This window comes from Cupriavidus necator (assembly GCF_013141915.1).
Lineage (GTDB): Bacteria > Pseudomonadota > Gammaproteobacteria > Burkholderiales > Burkholderiaceae > Cupriavidus > Cupriavidus necator_B.
This window is the reverse complement of record NZ_SROX01000007.1, coordinates 69,243-82,706: the sequence shown is the minus strand read 5'-3', so window position 1 is coordinate 82,706 and position 13,464 is coordinate 69,243. Positions and strand designations below refer to the sequence as shown.

The following is a 13,464-nucleotide window of genomic DNA, read 5'->3' as shown; positions in this document are numbered from 1 at the left end:
GGGCCCGGCGGCGGCTCCGGCGGCGGGACTTCGGGCTCGCGGGGCGGGATGTCGGGGTCTGGCGTGGTATGCACGAATCGCTCCTTGTTGAGGGCTCGGGTAACAGCACGGATGCAGGGTTCGGCGGGCACGGGCATGGCGCTAGGCTTGCTGCTGCGGATCCAGTTCATCCAGCAGCCGCGTCAGCGCGTCCAGGTCGGCGGGCTTGACCAGGTGCTGGTCGAATCCCGCCGCCAGCGCGCGGCGGCGGTCCTCGGGCTGGCCGAAGCCGGTCAGCGCGACCAGCCGTGCGCCACGCAACTCAGGCAGCGCGCGCAGCCGGCGCACGGTTTCAAAGCCATCCATGGCGGGCATGCCGAGGTCCAGCAGCACCACCTCCGGACGCGCGGCGATGGCGCGCGCCAGCGCGCTCGGGCCGTCGGGCGCGGTCACCACCGTGTGCCCCATCGCCTGCAGCGCCATCGTCATGGCCTCAAGGGCATCGACGTTGTCGTCCACCACCAGAATGCGGCGCGGCACGCTGCGCCGGGTGCCTGCCTTGCCGGAACCGGGATGCCAGTTCTGCCAGGGTTCCACCGGCAGCGTCACGGTGAAGGTGCTGCCCTGGCCGGGGCCAGCGCTATAGGCGCGGATGGTGCCGCCGTGCAACTGCACCAGCTTTTGCACCAGCGTCAGGCCGATGCCTGGGCCGTCGTGCGGGAAGGCGCTGCGCGGGGTTTGCGTGGCAATGTCGCTCCGTTCGCTCCGTTCGCTCTGTTCGCGCTGGTCGGTGGGGGCGCCTGGGGCGCCCGGGTCCGGCGGGGCAAGCGGATCGAACAGTTGCCGCTGCAGCGCTTCCGACAGTCCGGTGCCGTTGTCGCGCACGCGCACCGTGACCTGCCCGCCCGAGACGGCATCCGGAATGGCTTGCGGCGCGCTCTCATCGAAGCCGGCTTCAACCGAGATCATGCCGCCGGCCGGGGTGTACGCGGCCGCGTTCTGCAGCAGGTTGCTGAAGATCTGCGTCAGGCGCACCAGGTCGCCGCGCACCGGCAGCGGCTGTTCGGGCAGCGACAGCCGCAGCGTGTGGCGGTAGCCATCGAGCACCGGACGCACCGCTTCCACCGCGGTATTGAGCGCGGTACGCAGCTCCACCAGGTCTTGCCGCAGCGTGATGCGGCCCTGGTTGAAGCGGGAGATGTCGAGCAGCTCGTCGACCAGGCGGGTCAAGTGATGCACTTGCCGGCCGATGATGTCGCGCGCGCGAAACATGTCCTCGCGCGTGGGCGCAAGCTGCTGCAGCAGGTCCGCGGCGCTGCGCAGCGGCGCCAGCGGGTTGCGCAGTTCATGCGCCAGCATCGCCAGGAACTGATCCTTGCGCCGTTCCTCGTCGTGCAGCGCGCGCCCGGCGCGGTTCTGCAGCGTCACGTCCTGGCAGATCCCGGCAATGCGCAGCGGCGGCGTGCCCGCGGCAGCCGGCGCGCCGTCGGTGCCATCGGTGCCATCGGTGCCGTCCGCGCCGCCATGGCTGCGTACGGGGAAGGCGCGCGCGCGGATTTCGCGCGGCTCGCCGCTGGGCAGGGTCAGCGCGAATTCGAGGTCCATGCTGCCGTCGCGCAGCATGCTTTCGACGGCGGCTTCCACGCGCGCGCGGTCGGCCGGCGCCACGCGTTCCAGGCACAGGCGCGGGTCCTCCATGAGCTGCTCGGCGGAGTGCCCGCACACCGTCGCCAGCGACGAACTGGCAAACAGCAGCCGCCGGGTCGCCGGATCCAGGATCCAGACCACGTCGGCCAGCGATTCGGCGAGCTGGCGGAACATGTCCTCATGCTCATGCAGGGCCCGCGAGGTGCGATGGTAGGCGTCCTCGGCACCCCGCAGGCGCAGCAGCGCCTGGATGCTCGACAGCAGTTCCTCGGGTTCGGCAGGCTCCACCAGGTAGCCGTCGGCGCCGCAGTTCAGCGCCTCCACCCGCTGCCGCGACTGGGCCAGGCCGGGCGAGGTCAGGAGCACCAGCGTGCGCGCGGTCTGCGGATCCTCTTTCAGCAGGCGGCACACTTCCAGGCCACTGATATCGGGGAGCTTTGCCGACAGCAGGATCAGCGACGGCGCATGCTGGCGCACCAGCGACAACGCCGAGTGGCCCGTCACGGCCTCGATCACCGAAAAGCCGCCGCGGTGCAGGATGCGGCTTTTGACGTAGCGCGGTCCCTCCCGGTCCTCGACGTTCAGGATCAGCGGAGCCCGGTTGGCTTGCGGCTTCATGACTGCACACCCCGCGCCACGGCAGCGCGCGCCCGCAAAGACTGGCATGCCGGCGCGGTGATGCCGTGTAAAAGCGCGCTGGCTACGGTGTGGTGCGTGTAACAATTACCACGGTGCCGCGCACTGCCTTTGGAAGTTTTGCAATCTCCCATCCCCCAGATCATCGCCGTCCCCCTTATTCATCAACATGGCCGCGGTGCTTTGCACAGACCGTTCGGCTTCGCCGTGGCAAGACGCGTGCCGGGTGGGCAACGTCGCGGCAACCTGGGCAGGTGGGGAAGTCGCCGGCCAAGCACGCCGGGATCCGGCCCGGCGTGTTCGGCTAGCGGCGCGCGGCTTCGCCGCTGTGAGCCTCGGCACTGGGCGAGGTCCCGCCATGCGGGCCAGCGGAGCGGGGCGCTTCGGCTGCCTTCTGCGGGATCTTGCCCGGTTCGGTCGCGGCGCCGGCCGTGGCGCCCTTGCCAAAGCGCGCGGCAATCCGGTCCTGCACCGTGGCGAGCGCTTCGGCCTGCTGTTTGGCCGTTTCGGCTTCCTTGGCTTTCTTGGCCTCGGCTGCCTGCTGCTGTTCGGGCGTCGGCGGCGGCAGCTTGGCCTGCACCGGCGCCGCGGCGCAGGACAGCATGGCGCAGGACACCAGCAGGCGCTGCAGGCCGCGACGGTTGCGCGGGGCCGCGCCGGTGGTGCCGGCGGCGCGGAGATTCGCGAGAATCCTGAGTGGGGGCATGGTCAGTCTCCGTACGGTGTTGCCATCCCGGCGTGATGCGCAAGAGAGAGAACGCCAGGACGCGCTCGCCACCAAGGGGCAAGAAATGTGCCGTCGGCCAGGGCCGCGACAGCCCGGGGCCCTTGGTTATCCGGCCCGCGCGAGGCGTGCCGCCGCGCGCGTGATGGCCTGCCGGGTGCCGGCGTAGTCCGCCCACGGGTCGGCCGCTTCAAGCGCCTCCAGCCGCGCTTCGACGTTGGCGACGGTCCATTGCGCGGCGCTGGTGAGGGTGTCCAGTTCCTCCCATGCCACAGGAATCGACACGCCCAGTCCGGGCCGCGCGCGCGCCGAGAACGCCGCCACGGTGGTGGCGCCCATGCCGTTGCGCAGGTAATCGATGAAAATCTTGCCGACCCGGTTGCGCGCGCCGCTCTTGGCGACGAAGCGCTGCGGCAGCGTCGCGGCCACATGCAGCACCACGTCGCGCGCGAAATCCTTCAGCTCGTCCCAGCCGGCGCGCGGCGTCACCGGCACCACCACGTGCAGGCCCTTGCCGCCGCTGGTCTTCAGGAAGCTGGCCAGCCCCAGCTCGTCCAGCAGCGCCTTCATCAGCGCGGCCGCTTCCTGCACCTGCGCCCAGGGCACGCCCTCGCCGGGGTCCAGGTCGAAGATGATGCGGTTGGGCCGGTCGATGCTGCGCTTGCTCGCATTCCAGGTGTGGAACTCCACCACGTTGAGCTGCGCCGCAGCCACCAGCGCCTCGGCCGAGGCGATTTCCAGCAGCGCGGGATGCCCCGGCCACAAACCCGGGTCCAGCACGTTGAGGCCGTCCACGCGCAGCGTGTCGCTGTGCCGCTGGAAGAACTGTTCGCCGCCCACGCCCGAGGGCGCGCGCACCATCGCGATCGGGCGCCCGCGCAGGTGCGGCAACATCAGCGCCGCGGCGCGCTCGTAGTAGCGCACCAGTTCGCCCTTGGTCGTGCCCGAGTCGGCATCGATGACGCGCTCGGCGTGGCTGATCGAGACCTTGCCGCCCACCGCGGTAGGGCGTTTGGCTGCGGCGCCGGACTTCGGCTTCGGCGCCGCCTTGGCTGTGGTTGTCGCGGCCTTGCCCTTGCCTGCAGGTGCCGCCGGTTTCTCCACCGACACTGCGCCGGCGGGCTTGTCGGTGCGCAACCCATGGAAGACGGCGTGGCGCACGCGGCCTTCGCGGGTCCAGCTGCCGAACGAGACCTCGGCCACCAGCTTCGGCTTGACCCAGTGCCCACGCACGCCGGCCGGCACCGTGTCGAAGGGCGCCGCATCGGCGCGCAATGCATCCAGTTGCGCGCGCAGGTCGTCCAGCGTGCGGGTGTCGAAGCCGGTGCCGACGTTGCCCGCGTAGCGCAGGCGCCCGCCGGTGTCGTGCACGCCCAGCAGCAGCGCGCCGATGCCGGTGCGGCTGCCCTTGGGATCGGTGAAGCCCGCCACCACGAATTCCTGGCGCAACGTGCATTTAAGCTTGATCCACGTATTGCTGCGCGCGCTGACGTAGCCGGAGTCCACGCGCTTGCCGATCACGCCTTCCAGCTTCATGCGGCAGGCCGCATCCAGCATGTCGCCCGCGCTGGCTTCAAAGTCTTCGCTGAACTGCAGGCGCGGCGAGGCGTTGTGCTCGAAGATCCGGCGCAGCAGCGCGCGCCGCTCCACCAGCGGCACCTTGCGCAAGTCATGGCCGGCGAAGTAGGGCAGGTCGAACGCAAAGTACTGGATCGCCTCGACGCGCGAGGTATCGAACGCATTCTGCAAGGCCTGGAAGTCGGTCTCGCCGTGCTTGCCGAGCACCACGATCTCACCGTCGAGCCAGCCGTCGGGCAGGCCGAGCGCGCCGACATCGCGGGCCAGCGCGCGCAGCTTGCTGGTCCAGTCATGGCCTTGCCGGGTGAACAGCCGCACATCCTTGCCGTCGACGCGGGCCAGCAGGCGGTAGCCGTCGAACTTGATCTCGTAGCGCCACGCCGCGGCGTCGGGCGGAGGTTTTTCAACCAGCGTCGCCAGCTGCGGCGCCAGCGCCAGCGGCAATGCCGCGCGCGTTGCGCCGGGGGGTGGCTTCAGCGCCCGGATGGCGCTGTGCGCCGCGGGCGCGGCGGTCTCGTCCCCCTTTGCCGTGGCCTTGCCCGCACTGGCCTGCTTTGCCGCGGGCTTGCGCTGGGTGCCGCCCAGCACGCTGTCCGGCAGAGCCTCGACCACGTCGAATTCCGACGCCGGCACCGCGGCGTCGTCGCGTTCCTTGATCAGCAGCCACGCGTCCTGGTCTTTCTGCTGGCTGCCATGCATGCGTACCAGGGTCCAGTGGCCGTGCAGCTTCTCGCCGCGCAGCTCGAACTTGAGCTTGCCGCTGCGATAGCCAGCCTCGGGGTCGCCCACCGGCACCCAGGTGCCGCGGTCCCAGACGATCACCGTGCCGGCGCCATAGTGCCCCGCGGGAATTACCCCCTCGAAGCCGGCGTAGTCCATCGGATGGTCTTCCACATGCACCGCCATGCGCTTGTCGGCGGGGTCCAGGCTGGGTCCCTTGGGCACGGCCCAGCTCTTCAGCGTGCCGCCCAGTTCCAGCCGGAAATCGTAGTGCAGCCGGCGCGCGGCATGCTTCTGGATCACGAATGACAACGCCGCGGCGCGCTTGCGCGGCGCGGCGCCGCCGCTGGGCTCGGGCGTGGCGCCGAAATCGCGCATGCGGCGGTATCTGTCGAGCGCCGCTGGCGTGCCCGCGGCCGAGGTCGCACCGCGTGCCGCCGGGCGGGCGCTGGTCGACCGCTTTGCCGCTGTCGTCTTGCCGGCGCCGGTGCTGGCTCTGGCGGTCCGGGTGCCGGGCTTGCCTGCGGTGCTGCCGGCGGGTTTCGCCGTGCCCTTGCCAGCGGCGCGCCGTGCGCGCGAGTCCTGCGGAGTGGTCTTGGCCATGGCGGTCGCCGGTTGCGTGGATGCATCCAGCTTAGGCAGCACATGCGCGCGCTGAAATCGGCGCCCGTCCTACATGCAGCACCGCGGCCGGGCTTGCCAACAGCCTGCGGCGACCCTGACCGGGGATGCGCCCCCGGAGCCATGTGGTTCTTACCGGGCGTTGTAAATCTGCCGCGGGCGCCATGCGCCGGCGCCGCGGTCACGGCGGCTTCGCGACGGGAACGCTCCTTGCGACTTCCCACCGGCACGCCCGGCGCCGTGCCGGGCCTCCCCATCGGAGGAAGCGGCAGATGAAACCCACCTTGAAGAAAATCAGCTCGCAGGTGATGGTGCTGACCGGCGCCAGCAGTGGCGTGGGGCTGGTCACCGCGCGCAAGGCGGCGCAGCAGGGCGCACGCCTGGTGCTGGTGGCGCGCAGCGAGGGGTCGCTGCACCAGCTGGCGGAAGAGCTGCGCGAGCAGGGCACGGAAGTGATCACCGTGGTCGCGGACGTTGGCCGGCACGATGAGATCGGCAAGGTGGCGCATGCCGCGATCGAGCGCTTCGGCGGTTTCGACACCTGGGTCAACAACGCCGGCGTGACCATCTTCGGGCGCCATTGCGACGTGCCGCTGGAAGACCAGCGGCGGCTGTTCGACACCAACTACTGGGGCACCGTGCATGGTTCGCTGGCGGCTGCCGCGCATTTGCGCGACCGCGGCGGCGCCATTATCAACATGGGCAGCGAGGCCGCCGACGGCCCGATGCCGCTGCAGAGCGCCTACTCGGCGTCGCAGCATGCGATCAAGGGCTTCACCGATTCGCTGCGGCTGGAGCTGGAGCAGGAGCAGGCGCCGGTCAGCGTGACCCTGATCAAGCCCGCCGGCCTGGAAACGCCGCTGGCGATGCACGCCAAGAACTTCCTCGACGTCGAGCCGCGCCTGCCGCCGCCGCTGTATGACCCCGCCCTGGCCGCCGACGCGATCCTGTTCGCCGCGGAAAACCCGCGCCGCGAGCTGTTCGTCGGCGCCGCGGCCAAGGCCTTCTCGGCGGCCGCGTACCATGCGCCGCACACCTTCGACCGCTTCATGCGCCGCTTCATGGGCCGTGCGCAGCAGACCCGCCACCCGGCCGGGCCGCTCGAAGACAACGCGCTCTACGGCAGCGGCAGCGGCCTGCAGGAACGCACCGGCGCCCATACGGCGCTGCATTCCTGCCCGTACACCACCACCGCGCGCTACCCCATGCTGACCACCGCGCTGGTGGTCGGGGCCTCGGCCGCGGTCGCGGCGATGGTCCAGTTGCGGCGCCGCTAGCGCGCGCCGGCGCCGCGCGGTGCCGCAATGGCAGCCGCGCGGCACACCGTCTTCTCTCCCGTCCCAGCGCGGCCCGCGCCACGATATCGGGTGGCGCATGGGCCGCCAGCGCCTATCATTGAGAATGCCCGCGCTCGCGGGCATCTGGCCCTGTGCGGCGGCAAGGGTCGATGGCTCCCCGCCGCGCGGGCCAGGCCACCATCCCACCCTAGCGAAGGTGCTCATGTCCGGGCTGCAAGCGGCAAGCAAGGTTCGCCCAACTCGGCTGGAGGCGTCCAGCCTGGCGCCGGACGATGACGCCTTGCAATTGGCGCAACGATATCGGCGTTTGCTCGACGCGGTGCAGGACTGCGCGGTGTTCGAACTCGACGCGCACGGCATGGTCGTGGCATGGCCGGAACCGGCGCGCCGGCTGTTCGGCTACAGCGCCGCGGAGATCGCCGGCAGCCACGTGTCCCGGCTGCACCGCCCCGAGGACGTTGCCGCGGGCCTGCTGCAGCAGTGGCTGGATGCGGCCGCGCGCAGCGGCCATGCGCGCGGCCACGCCTGGTGCGTGCGCCGCGATGGCAGCCTGCTGCAGGCCAGCTGGGAGCTGCGGCGCATTGACGCCACCAACCTGCCCGATGGCACATCGGCTGCCGGCTTTATCGTATCGTGCCGCAACACCACCATGGAGCTGGCTGCGGCCGACCATGCCCGCCTGGCCGACGACAAGCTGCAGCTGCTGGCCGACAACCTGCCCTGCACCGCGGTTTGCGAACTCGGCCTCGACGGCACGATCCGCAGCTGGAACGCGGGCGCGCGCGCGCTTGCCGGCCACACTGCGGAAGCGGCGGCGGGCCAGCCGCTGGCCTGGCTCTATACCCGCCAGGATGCCGCCGCGGGCCGCCCGCAGGCGGCGCTGGAGGCGGCGCGCGCATGCGGCCAATGGGCCGGCGAAGAACGCCTGGCGCGCAAGGACGGCTCGGTGGTGCGCTGCGCCACCCGCATGGTGCTGGTGCGCGATGCGGCGGGGTGCCCCGAGAGCCTGCTGTGGACCGCGCGTGACCTCAGCGATACGCTGCGGCTGGAAATGCTCGATGCCCGCAACCGCCGGCTGCAGTCCTTCCTGGCCATCCTCGCCCACGAACTGCGCAACCCGCTGGCGCCGGTGCGCAATGCCGTGGACGTCATCGCGCTGACCCCTGACGCCGGGCCGCGCGTGCGCCGCTGCGCCGAGATCATTGATCGCCAGCTGCGCCAGGTCGAGCGGCTGGTCAGCGACTTGCTCGACGTGGGCCGCGTGACCGCCGGCAAGATGAAGATGGAACTGAGGCCGACGTCCTACCACGACGTGGTGAGCACCAGCCTGGAAGCAATCCGTCCCACGCTGGAAGCGTCAGCGCAGCAACTGGTGGTGACGCTGCCGGAGGCTTCTCCTTATGTGCTGGCCGATGCCGCGCGGCTCGGGCAGGTGCTGCTGAACCTGCTCAGCAACGCAGCCAAGTACACGCCTCGCGGCGGCACCGTCAGCGTGCATGTCTACGTCGAGCCGGCGCGCGTGATCACCGCGGTGTCGGATACCGGCCGGGGGCTGGAGCCCGCGGCGCTGGACCGGATCTTCAACCTGTTCGCGCAGGAGGGCGACGGGGGCAGCCGCAGCGGGCTGGGCATCGGCCTGGCGCTGGCCAAGGCCATCGTCGAAGCGCATGACGGCGCGATCCAGGCCGACAGCGCGGGCGCGGGCAAGGGCAGCACCTTCACCGTGATCCTGCCGCGCGCCACCGCGCACCCGGCCGAGGCAGCCACGCCGCCGCCGGGCCAGGCGCCCCGCCGGCGCGTGCTGGTGGTGGATGACAATGCCGACTCGGCCGACAGCATGGCCGAAGTGCTGACCCTGCTCGGCCACGCGGCCCAGGCCGTGTACAGCGGCCAGCAGGCTGTCGGCGCGGCCGCGGCGTTCCGGCCCGACTGCGTGCTGCTGGACCTGCAGATGCCCGACATGTCGGGCTATGAAGTCCTGGAAGCGCTGCGCCAGAACTTGCGCGGCCGTGCGGTGCAGTTCCTGGCGCTATCGGGGTGCGGCACCGCCGAAGACCAGCGCCGCAGCAGGCTGGCCGGCTTCCATGCGCACCTGACCAAGCCGCTGTCGATCGAGGCCTTGTCGCGCGCCCTGGCCGAGCCGGTGCCGGCGGACCCCGCGGGGCCGGGGCCTCACAACGAGCGATAGGCGTCAAGCCGGTTGTAGAGCGTCTTCAGGCTGATGCCGAGGGCGCGCGCCGCCTGGCGCTTGTCGCCGTCGAAGCGCGCCAGCGTGGCCATGATGATCTCGCGCTGGGTGTCGGCCAGCGTGGTGCCGACGCGCACGTTGACCACGCCGTCGACGGTGGTGGGGCGCGGCGCCTGCGTGGCCAGGTTGGGGTTGCCGATCTCCACCACCTTGTCGGCGAGGATAAAGGCGCGGTAGACCGCGTTCTTCAGCTCGCGCACATTGCCGGGCCAGTCGTAGCGCACCAGGCGGTCCAGCGACCCCGCCGAAAAGCTCTTGTCGGTGCGTTCCATGGCGTTGTATTCGGCCAGGAAGTGGCGCGCCAGCGGCACGATGTCGTCGGGCCGCTCGCGCAGCGGCGGAATATGCAAGGGAAATACCGCCAGCCGGTACAGCAGGTCTTCGCGCAACTGGCCGCCGCGCACGGCCTCTACCGGGTCGCGGTTGGTGGCCGCCAGGATGCGCACGTCGGTGGCGATCAGCGTATCGCCGCCGACGCGGTGGAAGGTGCGGCCTTCCAGCACCCGCAGCAGCTTGATCTGCATTTCCAGCGGCATCTCGGTGACTTCGTCGAGAAACAGCGTACCGCCCTGGGCCTGCTCGAAGTAGCCTGCCTTCTGCTCGATCGCGCCGGTGAAGCCGCCTTTTTCATGGCCAAACAGCTCGGATTCGATCAGCGTGGGCTGGATCGCGCCGCAGTTGACGGCAATGAAGGGGCCGTTCTGGCGGGTGCTGCGTTCATGCACCGCGCGCGCCACCACTTCCTTGCCCGAGCCGCTTTCCCCTACGGCCAGCATGGTGACATCGGTGGGCGCCACGCGCTCGATCTGCGCCAGCAGGCGCTGCATCGCGGGCGCGGTGCTTTCCCACAGCAGCGATACCTGCGACGGCACGGCGCGGCGCGGCGCGGGTTCGCTGGCCGGCGCAGTGCCGGCAGCGTGGCTGGAAGCGGGGGCGGCATGGCTGCGCCGCGAAGTGCTGGCGGTCACTGGCACGATATCGGCCGGTTGAGGGTTGCAGGTGGCGGGTTGCCGGGAGAAGTTCCTATGCTAGCCTTTGGCGTGGGGGCTTGCCATAGCGGCGCGCGCCTGCGCGGCAACTTCCGACAGCTGTGTCAGACGGACACCGGCAACGACCGTGCCTGCCCGGGCTTAGACTGCCATTACGCAGTGTGGACCCGCCCCCGCGGACCAGAATCCGCAGTCAAGGCCGTGCCCTCCTGTGCCTGCCATGGCTGCCGTACGCGCCACGCATGAGGCGCGCCGGCGGATTTCCGCAGTCCCGGCGCCGTTCGGCGTTGCGGTCCCGGAAGGCGGTGCCCCAGGGTTTGCCTTGAGTTTCCATTAGGTCTCACTGACGGATCGTATGCCCCACATCCTGATTGTCGATGACGACGAAAACGCATGCGCCGCCCTGGCCGAGATCGTAGCCATGGAAGGCTTCACCTCCGCCACCGCCGGCACGCTGCGTGAAGCGCGGCTCCAGATCGGCTGGCGCATGCCGGAGGCAATCGTGGCCGACCTGCGCCTGCCGGACGGCAACGGCATGGAGCTGTTCGAAGAGGTCGGCGCGTCCGGCGTCGAGGTGATCCTGACCACCGGCTACGCCAGCGTCGAAAGCGCCGTGGAAGCGCTGCGCGCCGGCGCCACCGACTACCTGGTCAAGCCCATCAACGTCGCGCGCCTGCAGACCGTGCTCAAGCGCCTGGCCACCACCGGCGAGCTGCGCGCCGAAATCCATTCCCTGCGGGGCGAATTGCGCCGCTACGGCCGCTTCGGGCGGCTGATGGGCAGTTCCGAAGTGATGCAGTCCGTCTACGACCAGCTGGCGCGGGTGGCGCCCACCGAGGCCACCGTGCTGCTGATCGGCGAAAGCGGCACCGGTAAGGAGCTGGCCGCGCAGACCGTGCATGAGCTGTCGTCGCGGCGGCGCCAGCCCTTCCTGGCAGTCAACTGCGGCGCGATCTCGCCCACGCTGATCGAAAGCGAGATGTTCGGGCATGAGCGCGGCAGCTTTACCGGCGCCGATCGCCAGCACAAGGGCTATTTCGAGCGCGCCGACGGCGGCACGCTGTTTCTCGACGAGATCACCGAGATGCCCGCGGAACTGCAGGTCAAGCTGCTGCGCGTGCTCGAGACTGGCACCTTCATGCGGGTGGGTACCAACCGCGAATGCCATGCCGACGTGCGCGTACTCGCCGCGACCAACCGCAATCCGGAAGAAGCGGTGGCTGACGGCAAGCTGCGCGCCGACCTGTTCCATCGCCTCAATGTATTTCCGGTAGAGCTGCCGCCGCTGCGCGCGCGCGGCGACGACGTCATCCAGATCGCCAACATGATGCTGGACCAGCTCAATGCCGAGCAGGGGCTACAGCGCCGCTTCGCGCCCAATGTGCTCGACAGCCTGCGCCTGCATGCGTGGCCCGGCAACGTGCGCGAGCTGCGCAACTTCGTGCAGCGCGCCTTCATCATGGCCGACGACGACCTCATCACCGAAGCGCAGGTGCCGCTGCAGGTCGCGGCCACGCAGGCGCCGGGCGCGGCAGTGGTGTCGGTGCCGGTGGGCATGTCGCTGGCCGATGCCGACCGGCAACTGATCTTTGCCACGCTCGAGCAGTGCGCGGGGGTCAAGAAGCACGCGGCGGAGATCCTCGGCATCAGCCTGAAGACTTTGTACAACCGGCTGGAAGATTATGCCGCCCGTGGCGAATTGCCAGAGTGGTTGCGCGCCTCGCGCAATGACTCGGGCTCGTCAGCAACCGGGTGACCGCGTGCGTGATCGCTTGGGACGACGGGGAGGGCTGGCACGTGCGGCGTGCCAGGCGCGGGAGTGGGCGTGCGCAGCACGTTTCTTGCTTTCGAGCAGGACGAGGTTCCCGGCCGATCTGGCCTGCCATGTCTACTGGCCGTTGCGGCCGACCCGCAGATGACGCAGCTACTTCCGCCGTCCGGCGCGCCGGACACTCCTGAGTCGCGTCCAGCGTCATCGCTGGACCCGCAGGCGTCCAGCGCCCAGGCCGCTGCCGGCAACGGCAGCGCCGAGCCGGTGCGCAGCGTGCAGGAAGTCAGCACGCTGATCGAACAATCCGCGCATGACCTGCGCTCGTCGCTGAACGCCATCCAGAGCTGGGCCTACGTGCTGGACCGCGCCTTCGATACCACGCCGGCGCCGGCGCAGCGCGCGCTCGACGGCATCCGTTCCGGAATGCAACAGCAGCTGGCGCTGATCGAGGAAATGGAAGAGGCGGTGCGGCTGCTGGCCGACGAGAGCCCGCCGCGCTGGCAGCAACTGGACCTGCGCTCGCTGGCGAGCCAGGCCATTGCGGACCGGCGCCACGCGGCCGATGCGCGCGGCGTGCTGCTGTCGCCGCTGAGCGCGGACGGGTCGACCGGACCGGCCGCTGCCAGCGCCGCGGCGCCGGACGCGCCCGATACCGCGGCTTACTGCGTCGACGGGGATGCCATGCGGCTGGCGCCGTTGCTGCGGCACCTGCTGGTGCACTGCATCTGGCGCGCGCAGACGGGCGGGCGGGTGAGCGTGCACCTGTTCAGCGAGCCGGACTACGTCAAGCTGCGCATTACCGAAAGCCCGCCGCTCGATTCCCAGCGCAGTGCCAGCCGGCTGGCGGCCCTGACCGACTTCTTCGGCCGCCGCCCGCCGCAGCGCGGCGAGCCGCCGTCGCGGCAAAGCAGCGCACTGCTGCTGACGCGCCGCATGGTGGAAATGCACGGCGCGGTGCTGAGCGCGGAGAGCGACGGCTGCGACAGCGACAAGGTCAGTGTCTGCATCGCGGTCCGGTTCCCGCGCCATATGCGGCGCGACTGAATGCGCCGGGTCTCACTATGCGCCCCGGCACCTGAGACCGCCGCCGATGTAGTTTTTACCAGCCCGGCCCCAACGCTACGCGTACCACTTGCCCGCCACGCCATGGCACCGCCGCCGCGCGCCGCGGTATTGCAGCGTTCACACCGGTTGCGGCGTGGCTGACTGCCCGGCCGGTTGCCGGCAAACTTCTGGCCCGCCCCTTGCATGGA

General features: G+C 70.5%; 8 protein-coding genes. 4 read left to right on the top strand and 4 right to left on the bottom strand.

What is annotated here, in order from left to right; translation table 11 throughout:
• Positions 1 to 141: 141 nt before the first annotated feature.
• The 3 genes from E5S69_RS15010 to ligD form a co-directional block, all read right to left on the bottom strand.
• Complete coding sequence (locus tag E5S69_RS15010; RefSeq protein WP_171515449.1) at positions 142 to 2,244, bottom strand: response regulator; 2,103 nt, start codon at positions 2,242 to 2,244, stop codon at positions 142 to 144.
• A 322-nt stretch (positions 2,245 to 2,566) separates the two neighbouring features.
• Positions 2,567 to 2,968, bottom strand: a complete 402-nt coding sequence (locus E5S69_RS15005; RefSeq protein WP_171515448.1) for a hypothetical protein — start codon at positions 2,966 to 2,968, stop codon at positions 2,567 to 2,569.
• 126 nt (positions 2,969 to 3,094) lie between these two features.
• The gene (gene ligD, locus E5S69_RS15000) at positions 3,095 to 5,887 is read right to left on the bottom strand and encodes a DNA ligase D (RefSeq protein WP_171515447.1); all 2,793 of its coding nucleotides are present in this window, start codon (positions 5,885 to 5,887) and stop codon (positions 3,095 to 3,097) included.
• Positions 5,888 to 6,177: 290 nt separating this feature from the next.
• On the opposite strand from ligD, the gene E5S69_RS14995 reads away from it, so the two are divergent.
• Together E5S69_RS14995 and E5S69_RS14990 are read left to right on the top strand one after the other, a co-directional pair.
• Positions 6,178 to 7,182, top strand: a complete 1,005-nt coding sequence (locus E5S69_RS14995; RefSeq protein WP_171515446.1) for an SDR family oxidoreductase — start codon at positions 6,178 to 6,180, stop codon at positions 7,180 to 7,182.
• Positions 7,183 to 7,405: 223 nt separating this feature from the next.
• On the top strand, positions 7,406 to 9,391 hold the full coding sequence (locus tag E5S69_RS14990; RefSeq protein ID WP_171515445.1) for a hybrid sensor histidine kinase/response regulator: 1,986 nt from the start codon (positions 7,406 to 7,408) through the stop codon (positions 9,389 to 9,391).
• Here E5S69_RS14990 and E5S69_RS14985 read toward each other — a convergent pair.
• Positions 9,376 to 10,425, bottom strand: a complete 1,050-nt coding sequence (locus E5S69_RS14985; RefSeq protein WP_171515444.1) for a sigma 54-interacting transcriptional regulator — start codon at positions 10,423 to 10,425, stop codon at positions 9,376 to 9,378. The genes E5S69_RS14990 and E5S69_RS14985 overlap by 16 nt on opposite strands.
• A 370-nt stretch (positions 10,426 to 10,795) precedes the next feature.
• Between E5S69_RS14985 and E5S69_RS14980 the strand changes: the two genes are divergently transcribed.
• Positions 10,796 to 12,196 (top strand): sigma-54-dependent transcriptional regulator, encoded by a 1,401-nt coding sequence (locus tag E5S69_RS14980; protein WP_171515443.1) that lies wholly within the window; start codon positions 10,796 to 10,798, stop codon positions 12,194 to 12,196.
• A gap of 159 nt (positions 12,197 to 12,355) precedes the next feature.
• Positions 12,356 to 13,255, top strand: coding sequence for a sensor histidine kinase (locus tag E5S69_RS14975; RefSeq protein WP_236901347.1), 900 nt, complete (start codon positions 12,356 to 12,358; stop codon positions 13,253 to 13,255).
• Positions 13,256 to 13,464: the final 209 nt, after the last annotated feature.